Source organism: Novosphingobium sp. B1 (assembly GCF_900176395.1).
GTDB lineage: Bacteria > Pseudomonadota > Alphaproteobacteria > Sphingomonadales > Sphingomonadaceae > Novosphingobium.
In genome coordinates this window covers 260,515-278,899 of sequence record NZ_FWXL01000003.1, presented here as the reverse complement: position 1 = coordinate 278,899, position 18,385 = coordinate 260,515, and the positions used below count along the sequence as shown (strand labels likewise).

Annotated in this window: 20 protein-coding genes; 12 read left to right on the top strand and 8 right to left on the bottom strand. The window is 65.1% G+C overall.

Annotated elements, in window-relative coordinates:
• Positions 1-9 precede the first annotated feature (9 nt).
• From B9A23_RS07170 to B9A23_RS07160, 3 genes are all read right to left on the bottom strand, one after another.
• Positions 10-1,644, bottom strand: a complete 1,635-nt coding sequence (locus B9A23_RS07170; protein WP_084278172.1) for a type II and III secretion system protein family protein — start codon at positions 1,642-1,644, stop codon at positions 10-12.
• A 1-nt stretch (position 1,645) separates the two neighbouring features.
• Positions 1,646-2,671: a Flp pilus assembly protein CpaB gene (gene cpaB, locus B9A23_RS07165; RefSeq protein WP_084278171.1), complete on the bottom strand. Its 1,026-nt coding sequence runs from the start codon at positions 2,669-2,671 to the stop codon at positions 1,646-1,648.
• Between the two features lie 73 nt (positions 2,672-2,744).
• The gene (locus tag B9A23_RS07160) at positions 2,745-3,233 is read right to left on the bottom strand and encodes an A24 family peptidase (RefSeq protein ID WP_084278342.1); all 489 of its coding nucleotides are present in this window, start codon (positions 3,231-3,233) and stop codon (positions 2,745-2,747) included.
• Between the two features lie 81 nt (positions 3,234-3,314).
• On the opposite strand from B9A23_RS07160, the gene B9A23_RS07155 reads away from it, so the two are divergent.
• From B9A23_RS07155 to B9A23_RS07145, 3 genes are all read left to right on the top strand, one after another.
• Positions 3,315-4,304 carry an alpha/beta hydrolase gene (locus tag B9A23_RS07155; protein ID WP_084278170.1) on the top strand — a complete coding sequence of 330 codons (990 nt, stop codon included), beginning with the start codon at positions 3,315-3,317 and terminating at the stop codon, positions 4,302-4,304.
• Positions 4,301-5,404 (top strand): NAD(P)/FAD-dependent oxidoreductase, encoded by a 1,104-nt coding sequence (locus B9A23_RS07150; protein WP_084278169.1) that lies wholly within the window; start codon positions 4,301-4,303, stop codon positions 5,402-5,404. Before B9A23_RS07155 ends, B9A23_RS07150 begins: the two co-directional genes overlap by 4 nt.
• Positions 5,405-5,467: 63 nt before the next feature.
• The gene (locus tag B9A23_RS07145; protein ID WP_084278168.1) at positions 5,468-5,650 is read left to right on the top strand and encodes a YegP family protein; all 183 of its coding nucleotides are present in this window, start codon (positions 5,468-5,470) and stop codon (positions 5,648-5,650) included.
• A gap of 60 nt (positions 5,651-5,710) precedes the next feature.
• Here B9A23_RS07145 and rnhA read toward each other — a convergent pair whose 3' ends face one another.
• The 3 genes from rnhA to ispH are packed head-to-tail and all read right to left on the bottom strand — an operon-like array spanning position 5,711 to position 8,118.
• Positions 5,711-6,142, bottom strand: coding sequence for a ribonuclease HI (gene rnhA / locus B9A23_RS07140; protein WP_084278167.1), 432 nt, complete (start codon positions 6,140-6,142; stop codon positions 5,711-5,713).
• Positions 6,139-7,125 (bottom strand): homoserine kinase, encoded by a 987-nt coding sequence (gene thrB / locus B9A23_RS07135; RefSeq protein ID WP_084278166.1) that lies wholly within the window; start codon positions 7,123-7,125, stop codon positions 6,139-6,141. The genes rnhA and thrB overlap by 4 nt, the downstream gene beginning before the upstream one ends.
• Before the next feature lie 12 nt (positions 7,126-7,137).
• Positions 7,138-8,118: a 4-hydroxy-3-methylbut-2-enyl diphosphate reductase gene (ispH, locus tag B9A23_RS07130; RefSeq protein WP_084278165.1), complete on the bottom strand. Its 981-nt coding sequence runs from the start codon at positions 8,116-8,118 to the stop codon at positions 7,138-7,140.
• Positions 8,119-8,242: 124 nt separating this feature from the next.
• Here ispH and B9A23_RS07125 point away from each other — a divergent pair, with 124 nt between their 5' ends.
• The 9 genes from B9A23_RS07125 to tatC all read left to right on the top strand — a co-directional run bounded on the left by B9A23_RS07125 (position 8,243) and on the right by tatC (position 15,577).
• Positions 8,243-8,905 carry a hypothetical protein gene (locus tag B9A23_RS07125; protein ID WP_084278164.1) on the top strand — a complete coding sequence of 221 codons (663 nt, stop codon included), beginning with the start codon at positions 8,243-8,245 and terminating at the stop codon, positions 8,903-8,905.
• A 41-nt stretch (positions 8,906-8,946) separates the two neighbouring features.
• Complete coding sequence (gene argS / locus B9A23_RS07120; protein WP_084278163.1) at positions 8,947-10,695, top strand: arginine--tRNA ligase; 1,749 nt, start codon at positions 8,947-8,949, stop codon at positions 10,693-10,695.
• 29 nt (positions 10,696-10,724) lie between these two features.
• Entirely contained in the window at positions 10,725-11,492 is a 768-nt protein-coding gene (locus B9A23_RS07115) for an SPOR domain-containing protein (protein ID WP_084278162.1), read from the top strand.
• Positions 11,493-11,578: 86 nt separating this feature from the next.
• On the top strand, positions 11,579-12,595 hold the full coding sequence (gene nagZ / locus B9A23_RS07110; protein ID WP_084278161.1) for a beta-N-acetylhexosaminidase: 1,017 nt from the start codon (positions 11,579-11,581) through the stop codon (positions 12,593-12,595).
• Entirely contained in the window at positions 12,595-13,407 is an 813-nt protein-coding gene (locus tag B9A23_RS07105) for a segregation and condensation protein A (protein WP_084278160.1), read from the top strand. The genes nagZ and B9A23_RS07105 overlap by 1 nt, the downstream gene beginning before the upstream one ends.
• Complete coding sequence (gene scpB / locus B9A23_RS07100; RefSeq protein ID WP_084278159.1) at positions 13,404-14,015, top strand: SMC-Scp complex subunit ScpB; 612 nt, start codon at positions 13,404-13,406, stop codon at positions 14,013-14,015. The genes B9A23_RS07105 and scpB overlap by 4 nt, the downstream gene beginning before the upstream one ends.
• Positions 14,016-14,081: 66 nt before the next feature.
• The gene (locus tag B9A23_RS07095; RefSeq protein WP_084278158.1) at positions 14,082-14,330 is read left to right on the top strand and encodes a twin-arginine translocase TatA/TatE family subunit; all 249 of its coding nucleotides are present in this window, start codon (positions 14,082-14,084) and stop codon (positions 14,328-14,330) included.
• 27 nt (positions 14,331-14,357) lie between these two features.
• A complete protein-coding gene (gene tatB, locus B9A23_RS07090; RefSeq protein WP_084278157.1) occupies positions 14,358-14,762 on the top strand; it encodes a Sec-independent protein translocase protein TatB in 405 nt (134 codons plus the stop codon).
• The gene (tatC, locus tag B9A23_RS07085) at positions 14,759-15,577 is read left to right on the top strand and encodes a twin-arginine translocase subunit TatC (protein WP_084278156.1); all 819 of its coding nucleotides are present in this window, start codon (positions 14,759-14,761) and stop codon (positions 15,575-15,577) included. The genes tatB and tatC overlap by 4 nt, the downstream gene beginning before the upstream one ends.
• A 135-nt stretch (positions 15,578-15,712) precedes the next feature.
• Here tatC and B9A23_RS07080 read toward each other — a convergent pair whose 3' ends face one another.
• Both B9A23_RS07080 and B9A23_RS07075 read right to left on the bottom strand, forming a co-directional pair.
• Complete coding sequence (locus B9A23_RS07080) at positions 15,713-17,407, bottom strand: amidohydrolase (protein WP_084278155.1); 1,695 nt, start codon at positions 17,405-17,407, stop codon at positions 15,713-15,715.
• Positions 17,404-18,330, bottom strand: a complete 927-nt coding sequence (locus B9A23_RS07075; protein ID WP_176217910.1) for an NAD(P)-dependent oxidoreductase — start codon at positions 18,328-18,330, stop codon at positions 17,404-17,406. Before B9A23_RS07075 ends, B9A23_RS07080 begins: the two co-directional genes overlap by 4 nt.
• Positions 18,331-18,385 lie beyond the last annotated feature (55 nt).

The following is an 18,385-nucleotide window of genomic DNA, read 5'->3' as shown; positions in this document are numbered from 1 at the left end:
TTCCCTTTGTCACTGGATGCTGAAGCCGGGTTCGACGCTGGCGACCTTCTTGTCGCTGCGGCGGTCCCGTGGCTGGGTGGGGCTCATCGATCCATCGAGAGCACCGACCTTCGGCCCAGCTTGAACCGTGCCTTCCTTCTGGGTCGGCTTGGGCCGATCGCCGCCGGTCACGCCGTCATTTTCCATGTTGCCCAGGAGGCGCTGGATATCGTTCGGGCTCTGGAAGCCGTCGGTCGGGAGCTTGATGTCGTTGGCGTTGACCGGGTTGACCAGATAAGGCGTCACGATGATCACCAGTTCGGTCTCGCCCTTGCGATAGCGGGTCGAGCGGAACAGCGAGCCGAGTATCGGCACGTCGCCCACGCCGGGCATCTTGGTCAGCGTGTTCTGCGCGCTGTTGCTCAGCAGGCCGGCAATCATGAACGACTGCCCAGATCCGAGTTCGATGGTCGTCTCGGCGCGGCGCACGGTGAGCGCCGGAATTTCCGCGTTCTCGAGCTTGAGCGCGCCGGTGCTGGTCAGCTCCGAAACTTCCGGACGGACGCGGATCGAGATGCGGCCATTGGCCAGCACGGTAGGCGTGTAGGCGAGGCTGACACCATACTTCTTGTATTCGATCGAGGTGGTGCCAAGACCTTGCGAGACCGGGATCGGATATTCGCCACCGGCGAGGAAATCGGCTGTCTCGCCCGAAATCGCAGTAAGGTTGGGCTCCGAAAGGGTCGTCACGAGGCCCACCGTCTCGGCAGCGTCAAGCGCGCCAAGCAGGTCGAGGCCGAGGAACTTGCCCATGCCGGCAAGCGTGGTGCCGGTAGCAGCTGCGGACACGGCAGTGCCTGCGGACTTGACCAGGTTGGTCGTCGCGCCCGTGGGATCGGGAATGTAGCCGTTGACGCTGACGCCGCCCGAGCCCACGCCGAACGGCAGGCGGGGATCGGTCGTGAAGGATCCGCCAACCGCGCGGCCCTGGCCCACGCCAAACTTGAAACCGCCCGTGCCGTCGATGGTGGTCAGGTTGACGCCAAGGTCGCGTACCAGCGAGCGGCTCACTTCGGCAAACTTCACGTGCAGGCTGACCTGGAGCGGCGTCGCCATCTTGAGGCGGCTGATGACGTTGGTCTTCTCGCCCACGAAAGCCTTGACCAGGCGTTCGGCCTCGGCAGCGTCTTCCGGCGCGCCGACCGTACCGGTGAGCAGCACGGTGTTGTTCATCGTGGCCACGTTCACGCGGGCATCTGGCATGGCCAGGTGCAGCATCTGGTCGATCGAGTCGATGTTGTTGCCCACGCGGACATTGGCCGACCACACCACATCGCCCTTGGCGTTGCTGGCGTAGATCGTGGTCTCGCCACCGGTCTTGCCGAAGACATAGAGCTGGTTAGTCGACTTGACCTGCACATCGGCGACCTTTTCGTCGGCGACGAACACATCGGCCATCCGGCCCGGTATGGTGACGAGTTCGCCGCGTCCGATGGAGAGGGTGACGGTGCGGGCCGGGCTGGTCACGCTCTGGGCCTGCGTTGCGCCCGAGATCGGGGCCAGCGCCAGCGGCATTGCGATCATCGCGGCCGAGATAAGCGAGGAGGTGAAACGGCGGTTCATGGGCTTGCCCTTCAGGATCGGGTTCCGCTTTGCGCTGGTCATGTCAGTTACCCCCCAGCGAGACGTCTTCGGTCTCCTTGCCGCGGGTCACGCGGACCAGCGGGCCACGGCGCACAGGGGCGGCGGAGCTGGCCATCTGCGGGCCCGAGGGCGCGGCGGGCATCGGACCCATCGCGGCCGGAGCAGTCGCGACCGGCGCGGTGGTGCGCTGGAAGCGCGAGACGTCGCCACCGGTAACGTAGCTTGCCTTGCTGCTTTCGATCGGGCGGTTCATCGCCTGCTTGAGCAGCGCTTCTTCCTGCTGCTTGGTGGCGCCGGCCGGGATCTTGATATCGCCCGAGGCAATGGCCTGCTCGAGCTCGGCCGAGTTGTCGGCCAACGAGCGAAGCGAGAGACTGATGGTGCCGATGGTCTGCGCGACGGCGATCTTCTCGGCAATCTTGGGCGTGACTTCGAGCGTTACCGTGCTGAAGGCGCGCACCTGGGTCTTGCCTTCGACCATGACCTGTTCGGTCGACTGGTCGGTAGCGAGCACGCGCAGGTTCTTGAGGATCGTCTCGGACGCCTTCAGGGCCATGGCATCGCTGTTGGTCTTGACGGTCTGCGTCAGCACCAGGTCGATGTGGTCACCCGGGAAGACGAAGCCGGCAACGCCGGTGCGGGCCGATACCGGGATCGTCACGGCGCGCATGCCGGGGGCAAGCGCTGCTGCGAGGAAGCCGCGGTCGCCGGGCGCCACGAGGTTGCCCTTGGTCACCGGTTCGCCGGCCGTGATCGGGTTGCGAACGACGGTGCCGAGCAGCTTCTGCATGTCAGCTTCGCCCTCGACGAAGTAGGCATCCTGGACCATGTCCTTCGGCCATGCCTGGAAGTTGATCGAGTCTGCCGTGATGATCGTGCCGACCGGCAGCGCGCGCTGGGCGACGAGGACTTTCGGCCCCATCGGCACCTTTGCCGCAGCTTCTGCCTGAGGCGTCGATGCGCCGGCGAAAAGGCTCCTGGCCGCGAAGGCCGTGCCGATCGCAACGATCAGCGCCCCCACCAGCAGCATCAGCTTCCTCTTGTCCATGGCTACTTGTCCCGCCCTCTAAAGTCCGACCCGCATGTCTCGGGCAAATTGGTTAAAATTTTTGTCAGTCAGTTCATGCGCCCGTAACGGAGCGCCATCCGGCCTCGAGCGTCGGGGCCAGGGTGATCAGGCCCGCAACGGCAATCGCCACTCCGTAAGGGATCTTGGCATCGCGCCGGCGCGTCCGCATGAAGTGCCAGGCGACCGTGACGATTGTCAGGAACGCACCCAGCAGCGACATCACGATGAACAGCTTCAGGAACGACATCGGTGCCAGCCACAGCGCCAGCGCGCTCAGCAGTTTGACGTCGCCGCCGCCCATCATCTTGAGGGCGAACAACCCAGCAAGCACAATGAACACGCCAAGCGCCAGACCAAGCTGGATGGCGATGTCCGGCCAGAGCGAAAGCCCGGCTGCCCACCAGTAGACCGGCGCGGAAAGCGCGATCGCGGCGTTGAGCCAGTTATCGATCTGGCGGCGGCGGATATCGGTGAAGGCGGCAACCAGCAGCGCGATTGCCAATGCCCCGACCAGTCCGTAAACGAAGAAGTTCCCCTGCATGCTTCCCGGCATACGGGAGAACCACTTACCAAACGGTAACCAAACCTTGGCGCGGAAAAGCGCCGGTGGAGGCGTCGCAGCATGAACCTTGGCACGGTGGGCACCATCGACCGCAGGACGATTCCAGCCGCAGCGAACGAGGACTTCTGGACGGCACCCGATGGGCACCGGATCCGCCGGATCGATTGGAAACCAGGCCTTCCCGATTTGGACGGCAGCGCCAGGCGAGGCTCGCTGCTGTTTCTTCCCGGGCGTGGGGATTTCTACGAGAAGTATCTGGAAACTCTTGAATATTGGAGCTGGGAGGGGTGGGAGGTCACCGCCTTGGACTGGCGCGGACAGGCAGGTTCCGGACGCCTTTCGGCAGACCCTGCGATCGGCCATGTCGAAGACTTCGCCGTCTGGCTCGAAGATCTTGGTGCCTTCTGGTCACAGTGGGTGAAAGACACACCGGCACCGCATGTCATTGTCGGCCATTCGATGGGCGGGCATCTCGTACTGCGTGCTGTTGCGGAGCATCGCATTAACCCTGTGGCGGTCGTCCTGAGTGCACCCATGCTCGGTTTTCTGACTCCGGGACCGAATCGCCTCCTGCACAAGGTGGCCGATTCGATGTGCCGATTCGGGGACCCTGTGCGGCCGGCGTGGAAGATCAGCGAGAAGCCGGGCGCCACCCTTGCCGCCCGCAATACGCTCCTCACCCATGACGAGGCGCGCTATGCCGACGAGACGCACTGGAAGACGGCGCGACCCTATCTTGGCATGGGGCCGGGGTCCTGGCGCTGGGTCGAGCGCGCCTATGCCTCGATGCTGGCGATGGATGCGCCGGGCATGCTCGAAAACGTGGTCACGCCGGTGCTCATCCTGGCGGCGCAGCACGATGGGCTGGTCTCGTGGAAGGCGATCGAGCGTGCCGCGCGCCGCCTGCCGCGCGCGCAACTGGTGAGCTGGGGCAAGGAGGCGCGCCACGAATTGCTGCGCGAGGCTGATCCGGTGCGCGACAAGGTCGTTGCCGCCATCGACGATTTCCTTGACCGGCTGGCCCCGGCCCCGGCAGAGGCAGGGGCGTGAATCAGTCGATCCAGGATTTCGATGTAGCGATTATCGGTGCAGGCATGGCGGGAGCCAGCCTTGCCGCCGAATGCGCGCCTCACGCCCGCGTCCTGCTGATCGAGGCCGAGGACACCCCGGGCTATCACACCACCGGACGCTCCGCGGCATTCTGGGAGGAGACCTACGGCGGGCCGGGGGTCTTTCCGCTGACCATGGCTTCCGGCCACTTCCTGCGCGAGGGTGGCTACCTGTCACCCCGCGGTGGCCTCAGCATCGGGCAGGCGGGCGATTGTAACAAGGTTGAAGAGTTCATTGCAGAATTCACTACCTTGGGCGCGACACTCCATTTCCAGGACCGTGCGGCCATTGCGGCAAGAGTGCCGGGGCTGCGGCCGGAGTGGGTCGTGGGAGCGTGGGAGCCGGGGTGCGCCGATATCGATGTGGCCGGCCTGCATCAGCACTATCTTGCCGCATCGCGGCGCACCGGCACTGTCCTGCGGGTGCGTGCCCGCGTCGAGCGCCTCGAACGGGAAGGGGCGAACTGGCGGATCGTCTGGGCAGACGGAGAAGCCCGTGCGCCGATCGTTGCCAATGCAGCGGGTGCCTGGGCCGACACGATTGCCGCAATCGCCGGCGTGCCCGCTCTGGGCATAGTGCCGCTGCGGCGAACCGTCGTGCAACTGCGCACGATGCCTGCCGCCGCTGTTGACCTGCCGCTGACGCTGGGCATCAACGGCGACTTCTACTTCAAGCCGCAGGGCGGGCGGCTATGGCTCTCCCCGCACGACGAGATTCCCGATGTTGCCGGAGATGCCGCTCCCGAGGAGCTTGACGTGGCCATTGCCATCGATCGCTTCGAGCACGTCGTCGACTGGAAGATCGAGGCCATGGAACGCCGCTGGGCCGGATTGCGATCGTTCGCGCCCGATCGCTTGCCCGTCTACGGCTTCGATCGGCGGGCGGAAGGTTTCTTCTGGTTTGCAGGCCAGGGCGGCTTTGGCATCCAGACCGCCCCGGCGGCTGCCAGGCTGGGCGCGCAACTCCTGCTCGGCCTGCCGCGCGATGGCCTGACCGCCGAGATCGACGCAGGCGCTTATGCCCCGGAACGGTTCCACTAGGCCCTTTCGCGGCACTGGGGGCGTGATATTGCTTAACGCGGGTTAACGCGTGGGAGAGTCGCGATGGCGCATCGGTTCGAGATCCGCAAGAACAAGGCTGGCGAGTTTGTCGCCTACTTCTGTCACAACAAGGAAAGCATCTTCTGGACCGAAGGCTATTCGAGCAAGGCCAGCGCAAAGAACGCCATCGAATCGATCCTCAAGAACGGCCCGGGCGCTGAAGTGATCGATACGACCGTCGACTGATCCCGCCGCGCAGCCGCCGCGTCCTCACTCAGGGGCGCGGCTGCCTATCAATATGCAGGCTCAGGCCGCAATCGCCGCATCGCTGGCGAGCTTGTCGGCGCGCTCGTTTTCCGGGTGACCATCGTGGCCTTTTACCCAGACCCATTCGACCTTGTGCGGGCGTACGGCGTCAACCAGCGCGCGCCACAGGTCCTCGTTCTTCACCGGCTTGTTGTCGGCCGTCTTCCAGCCCTTCTTCTGCCAGCCGAAGACCCACTTGGTAATGCCGTCGAGCACGTACTTGCTGTCGGTGTGGAGCGTCACGCGGCAGGGTTGCTTCAGCGCCTGAAGTGCCATGATCGCGCCCATCAGTTCCATGCGATTGTTGGTGGTCTCCTTCTCGGAGCCAGACATTTCCTTCTCGTGCTCGCCCATTCGCAGCAGCGCACCCCATCCGCCCTTGCCGGGATTGCCCTTGCACGCACCGTCGGTGAAGATCTCGACGTGCTTCACGCGAAGGCCCCCTTGTCGAATATGGCAGGATTTGCCGCGTAGAACTGCAGTCGCCGGGCAAAGGCCAACGGGTCCTTGCGCACCACGAGGGCATCCGCAGGCGTGTTCAGCCAATCGTAGGCGCGGCTGGAGGTGAAACGCATCGCCGCACCCTGCGCCAGCAGGGGCAACGCAGCGCGCTCGGCCGCCGAGAGCGCGCGCACGGACTCATAGCCTTCGAGCAACGCTTGCGAGAGGTCCGGGCGGAAGGTCCGTCCCGTCCCATCGAAGCACCACGCCGCGTGCGTCACCGCCACGTCGTAGGCCATCAGGTCGTTGCAGGCGAAGTAGAAGTCGATGAGACCCGTGACCTTGTCGCCCAGCATCAGCACGTTGTCGGGGAACAGGTCGGCATGGATCACCGCGCGCGGCAGGTTTTGCGGCCAGGCTGCGGCGATTTTCGGCAAGTGCTCGGCCACCAGTCCCGCCAGCTCCGGGTCGATCGAGGCCAGCCCTTCCGGCCCGCACTCTTCGAACAGCCGCTGCCATTCGGCGAGGCCCATGCCGTTCTTGCGCGATCCCGCAAAGTCCGCCGACGCCGCGTGGATCTGTGCCAGCGCTGCCCCGACGCTGCGGGCCTGCGCCACGGTCGGCTCGCTCACAGATACGCCGGGCAGGAATTCGATCAGCGCCAGCGCCTTGTCGCCACGCCTGCGGAACAGCGCGCCATCGCGATCGTGGATCGTGCGCGGCACCGGGCAGCCCTTGGCGGCAAGGTGATCGAGCAGCGAAAGGAAGTAGGGCAGGTCCTCCAGCTCGATGCGGAACTCGTACATCGTCAGGATGAAACGTGCGCCGCTTCCGTCACGTCCGGTCGTTTCCAGCAGCCAGTTGGAGTTGGACACGCCCTCGGCAATGCCCTTGGCCGAAACCAGTTCGCCCACGTCGAATTCGTTGACAAGCGCGGCCATCTCCTCCGCGCCGATCTGCGTATAGACCGCCATTTGTCGTGCGCCTCAGTCGAGCAGCTGGCGCGGCAGCTTGAACACCATCTTTTCCTCGGTGGTGGTCACCGTTTCCTCCGAGATCGACCGCAATTCGCCGACCTTGGCAACCACCTCGCGCACCAGCACTTCCGGCGCCGATGCGCCTGCCGTCAGCCCCAGCGTGTTCACGCCTTCGAGCCATGCAGGGTCGATCTCGTTCGCCCGCTGGATCAGGCGCGAGCGCGTGCCCATGCGCTCGGCCACTTCCACCAGCCGCAGCGAGTTGGAACTGTTGGGCGCGCCGATCACCAGCAGCAGGTCGCACTCGCCGGCGATTGCCTTGACCGCTTCCTGCCGGTTGGAGGTCGCATAGCAGATGTCCTCGGCCTTGGGCCCGACGATCTGCGGGAACCTCGCGCGCAGGGCTGCGACGATCTCGGCGGTATCATCGACCGAAAGCGTCGTCTGCGTCAGGAATGCCAGAGGCGTCCCTTCTGCGAAGGAAAGCCTGGCTACGTCCTCTACTGTCTCGACCAGGGAAATCGCGCCTTCCGGAACCTGGCCCATCGTGCCGATCACTTCGGGATGGCCCTTGTGCCCGACGAACAGGATGTGCCTGCCGGCCTCGACCTGACGCTCGGCCTGGCGGTGGACCTTTGACACCAGCGGGCAAGTGGCATCGAGCCAGTCCAGCCCGCGCGCGGTTGCATCCTGCGGCACCACCTTGGGCACGCCATGGGCCGAGAAGACCACCGGCGCGCCATCGGGCACCTGATCGAGTTCTTCGACGAAGATGGCGCCCTTGGCCTTGAGGCCATCAACGACGAAGCGGTTGTGCACGATCTCGTGCCGCACATAGACCGGTGCGCCATAGCGTTCGATCGCGCGTTCGACGATCTCGATAGCCCGGTCGACCCCCGCGCAGAAGCCGCGTGGCGCGGCGATGAGGAGGCGCAAGGGGGACTTGGACGGGGCCGTTTCGGCAGCGATATCTGGCAAGCTGGCGTTCATCCTGCGGCCCTTAGCAGCAAGCGCGCCCTACCGCCATTGCCGAAAGCGGCCGGGGTGGGTAGAGGTGGCCGAAATACCGATCCTGTGTCGGTCCGATATTGCCAGTTTCGAGGATAGAGTGCCCATGAACGCAAGTGCCCGCCGTCTCGCAATTCTGGGCGCACCGCTCTTGGCCGCGCTGGCGCTTGGCGGGTGCGGCGGCAAGAAGGGCGAACTGGTGGTTGACGATGCGGTCGGCGTCACCGCGCTGCGCGATCCTTGCCCGCGCGTCGGCATTCCTGATTACACCGGCGATGTCACGCTGTTCACAGCCCCCGGTCGCACCGATTCGGCCGCGATCGACGTCGAGGCGACGATCACCAACCTGCGCGCGCAGTGCAGTGACGGGGACAAGCTCTATTCGGTGGCGAGCTTCGACGTGCTGGCCCGCCGTACCAACGCCAGCGGCGCGCGCCGCGTGGAACTGCCCTATTTCTCCACGGTCATTCGCGGCGGGAATATTGTCGTCGCCAAGCGTGTCGGCAAGGTCGTGATCGATTTTGCCGATGGCCAGAACCGCGCAACCGGCAAGGCCCAGGCCGGCGCCTATGTCGAGAAGGCCGAAGCCTCGCTGCCCGAGGACATCGTCAAGCGCATCTCGCGCAAGCGCCGCGCCGGGGATGAGGACGCCGCCATCGATCCGCTGTCGCAGCCTGAAGTGAAGGCCGCGCTGGCCAAGGCTAATTTCGAATTGCTCGTCGGCTTCCAGCTTACCGAAGACCAGTTGCAGTTCAACGTCCGCAAGTAGCACCCTTCCGTTAGCCGTGCGATTGGGCTAACCGCCCGCGCATGACTGATGCCCGGATCAACCTCCACGCCGACTTCGCCTCGGTAATCGACACCGCGCTAACCGCGCTCGAAGCCGCAGGCACACTGCCAGCAGGGCTGAACCGGGGCGCGGTGACGTGCGAACCGCCGCGCGAGCCGAGCCATGGCGATCTTGCCACGAACGCCGCCATGGTCCTGGCCAAGCCTGCCGGCACCAATCCGCGCGCCCTGGCAACGGCCCTTGTTGCCGAGCTTGAGAAGGAGCCGCGCGTCGTCTCCGCCGAGATCGCAGGACCCGGCTTCATCAACCTGCGGCTGACCGACGACGCCTGGCGCGGCGAACTTGCACTGATCGCCTCGGCGGGCGCGGACTATGGCCGCTCCACCATGGGCGGCGGCAAGGTCGTCAACGTGGAATACGTATCGGCCAATCCGACCGGGCCGATGCACATGGGGCACTGTCGCGGCGCCGTGGTCGGCGATGCGCTGGCGGACCTGCTCGTGTTCAGCGGGCACAAGGTCACCAAGGAATACTATGTCAACGATGCCGGGGCGCAGGTCGATGTCCTCGCCCGCTCGGTCCACATGCGCTACCGCGAGGCGCTGGGCGAGAGCATCGAGATCCCCGAAGGCCTCTATCCCGGCGATTACCTCGTCCCCGTCGGCAAGGCGCTGGCCGAGGAATTCGGCGACAAGTACGTTGGCGCCCCCGAAGCTGACTGGCTGATCCTGTTCCGCACGCGCGCTGTTGCCGCGATGATGGACATGATCCGCGCCGATCTTGCCACGCTGGGCATCCATCATGACCTGTTCTCATCCGAAGCAGAACTTCAGGCTTCGGGCAAGGTCGATGCCGCCGAGGCGTGGCTGCGCGCCCACGATCTGGTGTACGATGGCATCCTCGAGGCGCCCAAGGGCAAGACGCTCGAGGACTGGGAGCCGGTCGAACTCCCGCTGTTCCGCTCGACGAAGTTCGGTGACGATCAGGACCGTCCGATCAAGAAGTCGAACGGCGCGTGGACCTATTTCGGCGCGGACCTCGCCTATCACTTCCAGAAGGCGCAGGCGGCCGATGCGCTCGTCGACATCTGGGGTGCCGATCACGCCGGCACGGTCAAGCGCATCAAGGCCGCCGTCGCTGCCTTGACCAGCGCCGATGGCGGTACGGCCAAGCCGTTCGAGGTCAAGCTCGTGCAGATGGTGCAACTGATGAAGGGCGGTCAGCCGTTCAAGATGTCGAAGCGCTCGGGCAACTTCGTCACGCTCGCCGATGTCGTCGAGATGGTCGGCAAGGATGTGGTGCGCTTCACCATGCTGACCCGCAAGCCCGATGCCCAGATGGACTTCGATTTCGACAAGGTCGTCGAAGCCAGCAAGGACAACCCCGTGTTCTACGTGCAGTATGCCCACGCGCGTATCTGCAGGAACCTTCGCAAGGGTGCAGACGAAGGCTTTGCCCCGTCAGGAGAAAACCTGTCGCTGCTGGGCGAGGAAGAACTGGCTCTGGTCAAGCTGGCAGCACAGTTTCCGCGCACGGTCGAAGCTGCTGCCGTGGCGCGCGAGCCGCACCGCGTTGCCTTCTTCCTCCACGATCTCGCCTCGGCGTTCCACTCCTACTACAACCTTGGCAACGATCGCCCCGAGAAGCGGTTCATTGTGGCACATGAATCCGCTTTGACTGCAGCGCGGCTTTTCCTCGCCCAACAAATCGGGCAGGTAATCCGCAACGGTCTCGCGCTGCTTGGTGTCGAGGCCGCACAAGAACTTTGACGTCACGAACGGCGGGGCAGGACATCGAGATGAGCGGCGAAAACGGCGATAACGCGTGGGACAACAAGGGCGTCTTTCAGCCCGGCGGACCGCGCCCGTTCGATGTCTCGTCCGAACTGGGTGAGTCATCCGGTGAGCGTCTTGCCCTCGTTGATGAAGAGCGCCTGCCCTGGCTCGAAAGTGCCGACGATCTCGACGAGGACGAAGTTGGCGGCGGCAGCGGGCGGCTGATCGGGCTGGCGCTAGGCGGCCTGCTCGTGCTTGCTGCCCTGATCGGTGGCATCTGGTACGCCACGAACCGCAGCAGCAGCGGTCCGGCAAATGCCGATGGCAGCCTGATCGAAGCCAGCCGCGAACCCTACAAGGTTGCGCCAAAAGACCCGGGCGGCAAGACTTTCGCCGGAACCGGGGATTCAAGCTTCAAGGTCAGCGAGGGCGAGAAGCCTGTCGCCAACCTGGCGAATTCGGCATCTCCCACCCCGGTCACGTCGGCATCTGCCTCTCCCAAGCCCAGCGCTTCGGCTTCGGCAGGCGCTGCGCCCAAGCCGGCGGCGGCGACCGGTGGCGTCGGCGTGCAGGTTGGCGCGTTTTCCTCGAACGCCGCAGCCGAAGCCGGATGGCAGAAGCTGCTCGGCAATCACGAGGCGCTCAAGGGCCTGTCGCACCGCGTTGTTGAGGGCAAGGCCGATATCGGCACCGTCTATCGTCTTCAGGCGGTTGCGGGTGATGTCGCTTCCGCCAATGCCCTGTGCAGCAAGCTTCAGGCTGGCGGCCTGAAGTGCCAGGTCAAGCGCTGACAGCAGCTTCGGAATAGCGGGCTTTTCCCCTGCCTTCGCCGCAGGAACCCTTGCCAAAGTCCGGGCCATCCGCGATTCGGGCTGGCATGGTTCCTGCGATATTCGGGCTTTCCGGCCTGACCCTGAGCGATGACGAGCGCGCTTTCTTCCGCGATGCCGACCCGGCGGGCTACATCCTGTTCGGTCGCAACGTCGAAAGCCGCGCCCAGGTCCGCGCGCTGACCGACGAGCTGCGCGCGCTGCACGGGCGTGACCGGACATTCATCTGCATCGACCAGGAAGGCGGGCGCGTTGCGCGGATGAAGCCGCCGGTGTGGACGCCGTATCCTCCCGGCGAACGCTTTGACCGCCTCTACGACGTTGCGCCTGCCAGCGCGATCGAGGCGGCGCGGGCCAATGGCCATGCGCTCGGACTCGATCTGGCTGAGGCGGGGATCAGCGTCGATTGCCTGCCGCTGCTCGATGTGCGGCAGCCGGGCGCCCACGACGTGATCGGCGATCGCGCACTTGGCTCGGATCCGATGCGCGTCGCCGCGCTGGGGCGGGCAACGCTTGACGGACTGGCGCGCGCAGGCGTGGCGGGCGTGATCAAGCACATGCCCGGCCATGGCCGCTCGATGGTCGACAGCCACAAGGAAACTCCGGTCGTCACCGCAACGGCGGAAGAACTCGAGCAGGATCTTGCGCCTTTCCGTACGCTCAAGGACGCAGCCATCGGCATGACCGGCCACTTGCGCTTCACCGCATGGGATGCCGAAAATCCTGCCACGCTGTCGCCCTTCGTGATCGGCGAGATCATCCGCAAGGCAATCGGCTTTGATGGATTGCTGCTTACCGACGATCTCGACATGCAGGCGCTGGGCGGCACAGTGCCCGAACGGGCGGTGCGGGCACAGGCGGCGGGGTGCGATATCGCGCTCAACTGCTGGGCCAGGATGGACGACATGATCGGCATTGCGCAGGGACTGTCGCCAATGAGCGACAGGACGGCAGAACGTCTTGAACGCGCGTTGGCCGGCACGGCCGCCTTTGATGGCCCGGCTGACATGGCCGGACAGTCCGCGCTGCTGGCAACGCGCGACCGGTTGCTGGAACTGGCCTGATGGTCGATGCGGCCTCGCCCGTACTGTTCGAAGGCGACGAGGCGTGGGACGGCGTGGGTGCGGCGCCGGCTGGCGATGCGGCGCTTTATCTCGAACTCGATGGCTGGGAAGGGCCGCTCGACCTCCTCCTCGAACTGGCGCGCCGGCAGAAGGTGGACCTGCGCACGATCTCGATCCTAGATCTCGTCGGCCAATACCTTGACTACATCGAGCGGGCCGAGGCGCTCAAGCTTGAGGTCGCCGCCGACTATCTGGTGATGGCAGCCTGGCTCGCCTACCTCAAGTCGATGCTGCTGCTGCCGCGCGACCCCGAAGTGCAGCCAAGCCCCGAGGAACTGGCGCTGAAGCTGCAATTGCGGCTGCAGCGGCTTGGCGCGATGCGAGAGGCGGGAGCACGGCTGATGGGGCGGGACCGCACCGGGCGCGACGTTTTCCTGCGGGGCGCGCCCGAAGGTCTGCGCGTCGATCGCAAGGCACTGTGGAAGTGCGACGTCTTTTCGTTGATCCAGGCCTATGGCGCGATCAAGCTGCGCAGCCAGCCAGTCGTCCACATGGTGCGCGAACGCGCGGTGGTCACGCTCGACGCGGCGCTGGCCCGTGTATCGCAAATGCTTGGAATCGCTATTGAATGGACCGATCTTCGGGCGTTCCTGCCCGCTGAGGCCGATCCGCAACTGCGCAAGTCCGCAATGGCATCGAGCTTCCTTGCCGCGCTCGAGCTGGCCAAGCAGGGCAGGGCCGAGCTGGCGCAGGAGCAGGCGTTCGGTCCGCTCTTGTTGCGCGCCGCATCCGGTGTTGGAAAAGCGGCATGAAGGCGCGTCCGGACGATCTCGAACGCGCGGTCGAGGCAACGCTGTTCGCGGCCGAGCAGCCAATGTCGGCGGGTGAGATTTCCCTGCATCTGGGCGGGGCCGACGTGGGCGCAACCTTGGCCAACCTGTGCCTCACCTATGCCGAACGTGGCATTCACCTTGTCGAGCGTGGCGGGCGCTGGCACTTCCAGACCGCGCCGGATCTTGCCCACCTGCTTCGGCGCGAGAAGGAAGAGCCCAAGCGCCTGTCCCGCGCGGCAACCGAGGCGCTGGCGATCATCGCTTATCACGAACCGGTAAGCCGCGCCGAGATCGAGGCGATTCGCGGGGTGCAGACCGCCAAGGGTACGCTCGACGTGTTGATGGAAGCAGGCTGGATCCGCATTGCCGGACGGCGCGAAGTGCCCGGTCGCCCGACGATCTACGCGACAACCCCCGAGTTTCTCACGCATTTCGGCCTCTCCTCCCGGCGCGACCTGCCCGGTATCGAGGAATTGCGCGCTGCCGGCCTGCTCGATCCGGTCGAGGAGGCGTTTGCGACCTTGACGGGCGGCGAGGATGGCGACACGGAGGCGATTGATCCGTCTGGCGAGGACAACTCAGACTGAGTTCACGTTAGAACTGGCAAGTGGCGCACGCGACCCTTATCTAGGGCACGCAAAGGAGTTGGTTTTATGGGTGGTCTTTCCCTTCCGCACCTGATCGTGCTGGCGCTGGTCGTTTTGGTCCTGTTCGGGCGCGGCCGCATTTCCGAGATGATGGGCGATTTTGGCAAGGGCATCAAAAGCTTCAAGCAGGGCATGAACGACGAGGACCACAAGCCCGTCACCCCGCCGCCAGCCCAGATCCAGCAGACGCCGCCGCCCGCAGCGCCGACATCGGCTGCCGCGCCGACCCCGACGTCGACAGATCACGCGAACTAAGCGGCTCTAAAGCAAGGCGACAGGGCCGTGTTTGACATCGGCGCGTCCGAACTTCTGGTGCTGGTCATCGTGGCGATCGTGGTGATCGGCCCGAAGGATCTGCCCATGGCCCTGCGTACCGCGGGGCGCTGGGTGGCAAAGATGCGCCGCGTCTCCAACCACTTCAAGGCTGGAATCGAGACCATGATCCGCGAGGCGGAGATGGAAGAGATGGAGCGCAAGTGGAAGGAACAGAACGAGCGGATCATGCGCGAGACTGCCGCGCAGGAAGCCGCCGCAGCGCAAGGTCAGACTGTTGCCGCCGCCGAGGACCAGAACGATCCGTTCCCGCATCCGCTGCCAGCCGATGCCCCCCACGCGGCCGACCCGGTCATGATCGGTCCGATGCCGCCTGAGGAAAAGGTTGCCAAGCCGGAGACCCCGCTGCCGTGATCTCCGACATCGACGAGACGCAGGCCCCGCTGCTCGACCATCTGCTGGAACTGCGCACGCGTCTGCTGCGCTGCGTCTACGCGCTGGCGGTAGCCTTTGCGATCAGCTTCTATTTTGCTGACGACATATTCGCCCTTCTGGCGCGTCCGCTCGTCCATGCCTTTCCGCCGGGACAGGGCAAGCTGATCTACACCAAGCTCTACGAGGCCTTCTTCGTCGAGCTCAAGGTTTCGATGTTTGCGGCGTTCTTCGTCAGTTTTCCGGTTATCGCCAACCAATTGTGGGCCTTTGTTGCGCCCGGGCTCTATGCGCGCGAGAAGAAGGCGTTCCTGCCGTTCCTGTTCGCTACGCCGATCCTGTTCACGGCAGGCGCGAGCCTTGCCTACTTCATCGTCATGCCGACCGCGTTCAAGTGGTTCCTCGGCTTCGAGGGCAACAAGGGTGGCCTGCAGCTTGAGGCATTGCCCGGTACTGGTGATTACCTGAGCCTCGTCATGCAGTTCATTCTGGCGTTCGGGATCAGCTTCCTGTTGCCGGTACTGCTCATGCTGCTCAACCGCGCCGGGATCGTCAGCCGCGAGCAACTGGTAAAGGCGCGCCGCTATGCGATCGTGGTGATCTTTGCCGTGGCGACCGTTGCGACTCCGCCCGACGTGGTGTCGCAGCTGATGCTGGCCATCCCGCTGCTGTTCCTGTTCGAAGGTACGTTGCTGCTCATGCGCTTCACCGAAAAGGCCGACGCCAAGCGCCGTGCCGAGGAAGAGGCTGAAGCTGCCGCGCTGGCCGCTGGCGAAACCCCGCCGCTGTTGCCGTAAATGAAACGGGGGCCGCAGCCCCCGTTTCGAAACTTCTGGTATCAGAACCTCGCAAGGCTCGCGAAACCGTGGGGTGAGAGGGCGGGTTCCGCAACGCAGCTTCGGGAGTGCCCCTCAGCCTTCCGCGTCGCGCCCCTAACGCACTTGCCCTTGTGTTGTTTCCAACCCTTTTTCGGCGGACCAGACGAGGCCCCCGCCAATCCACGTTTCGATGACCTTGGTGGCCCTCACCTGTGCAGGGCTTGCGGTGAGCGGATCTGTATCGACCAGCACGAAATCGGCGCGCAGACCGGGAGCCAGACGACCGAACTTTCCTTCGGCAAAGCCCGCATAGGCCGCGCCGGTGGTAAAGGCGGCGAGCGCTTCTGCAGGGCTCAGGCGTTCCTGCGGCTGCCACCCGCCGGCAGGTTGACCATCGGGCCCCTGACGACTGATTGCTGCAGCCAGCCCGGCCCAGGGGTCCGAGACCTCGACCGGTGCGTCGGAACCGAATGCGAGGCGGACGTTGGCATTGCGCAGCGACTTCCAGGCATAGGCACCTGCAAGCCGATCAGGACCCAGTCGCACCTCGGCCATGAGCCTGTCGGAGGTCTGGTGAACAGGTTGCACGGATGCAATCGCGCCGCTTGCCGCAAACCGCCCGAAGTCCTTCGGATCGACGATCTGGGCATGTTCGATGCGCCAGCGCCGGTCACCCTTGTAGGTTTCCGCAAGGTCCGTGATGGCGCCGATAACCGTGGCATTGGCCTGATCGCCGATGGCGTGAATGGCAACCTGGAAATTGTCCATCGCCGCGCGACTCATGAGATTGCCAAGCTGGGTCTGGTTGAGCTGCGGCAGTCCGCGCGTGCCCGGCGCATCGGCATAGGGAGCCTTCAGCCACGCGCCCCGCGAGCCGAGCGCTCCGTCAACGTAAAGCTTCACGCCATTGAGCCGCAATCGATCCTGGTAAAGCCACGGCGAGGGCGCCGAGCCGGCAATCAGCGTCATCTGCTGCGTGCCCATGGCATAGGCCATAATGCGGACATAGAGCCGGTTAGCATCCCCGGCACGACGGAATGCCTGCCAGTCCTCGATCGAGGTGCCCATGTCTGCCACTGCCGTCACGCCGCGCTTGAACAGCAATTGCTGGGCGCTGGCGAGGGCAAGATCGCGATCCTCGGGACGAGGCGAGGGCACCTTTTCCTTGATCAGATCCATCGCCGCATCGACGAACACACCGCGTGGCGCACCATCGGCTCCACGATCGATCTGACCTCCGGCCGGGTCCTTCGTGGCTGCCGAAACGCCGGCTGCCTTCAGAGCGGCGGTATTGGCCCAGCCAGCGTGCCCGTCGACCCGTTCCAGCCACACAGGCCGACCGCCGGTGACGGCATCGAGTTCGGAAGCGGTAGGGAAGCGGCCCAGCTGCCAGGTTTCCTGGTTCCAGCCACGGCCGACGATCCATGGCCGGTCCGGGTGGTCGGCGGCAAATTTGGCGATGCGGTTAAGCGCATCTGCCAGCGATGTCGTGTCCGACAGATCAAGGCTTAGTGCAGCAAGGCCCATCTCCATGACATGGACGTGCGCATCGATCATGCCGGGAAGCATGACGCGGCCCTTGCCATCGAGATGGTATTGATAATCCTTGCGCGCCTTGGGCTGCTTTTCGCCCGCGCGGATGACGCGCTTGACGGTGCCGGCGCTGTCGAACAGGAGGCCGGTAAACTGTTCGACCTGCCCGTTTGCGCCAATCGTCGTGCCGCGGACGTTGTCGATCAGCGTATCGGCCATGGCCGCCGGGGCGGTCGACAGGAGAAGCGCTGCCAGCGCTGCGCGGACCGGCCTCATGCCTTTTTCGCCCGATGGGGGAGGCGGCGGATCAGCGCGCTCGTATCTTCGCGGCCGTAGCCCATCGCCTGCACGTCGACATAGAACTGGTCGACAAGCGCCGTCACCGGCACGCTGGCGCCAAGGTTGCGCGCCTCATCCATGGCAAGGCCCAGGTCCTTGCGCATCCAGTCCACGGCAAAGCCGAAGTCGAATTCGTCCTTGGCCATCGTGTGGAAGCGGTTGTCCATCTGCCAGGATTGCGCCGCGCCGCCCGAGATCGCCTCGAACACCTTGTCGAGATCGAGATGGGCGATCTGGGCGAAGCGGATGGCTTCGGACAGACCGGCCAACGTGCCGGCAATGCACATCTGATTGGCCATCTTGGCGGTCTGCCCCGCGCCGGACTTGCCGACATGGACGACGCGCTTGGCATAGGCAGACAGGATGGGGCGGGCAGCGTCGACAGCGCGGGCACTGCCGCCGCACATGATCGCAAGCGTTCCCGCCTCGGCGCCCGATTGGCCGCCGGTCACCGGAGCATCGACGCAGAGCAGTTCCTTGTCGCGTCCTTCGACCGCGATCTGGCGAGCGATGCGCGCCGAAACCGTGGTGTGGTCGATATAGAGCGCGCCCCGCTTGAGCGTGGAAAAAACGCCATTGGGGCTGAGCACGACATCGGCGAGATCATCGTCATTGCCCACGCAGGTGATGACAACGTCGGCGCCATCGGCCGCTTCGGCAGGGCTGGCGGCGACGTGCGCGGCAAGGCCGGGGTTGGCTTGCTGCCAGGCTTCGGCCCGGGCCGGGGTGCGGTTGTAGATCGTCAGGCGATGTCCGGCATTGCCGAGGTGACGAGCCATTGCGCCTCCCATGACCCCAAGGCCAAGAAAGGATACGTTCGCGGGTGAGGGGGGCGGTTCGGCCGGTGACTGTGCGCTCATGCCCGCTTTCATATCCGGTTTCGGGCCTTGCGCCAGCCCTTGCGCACCATAGCGC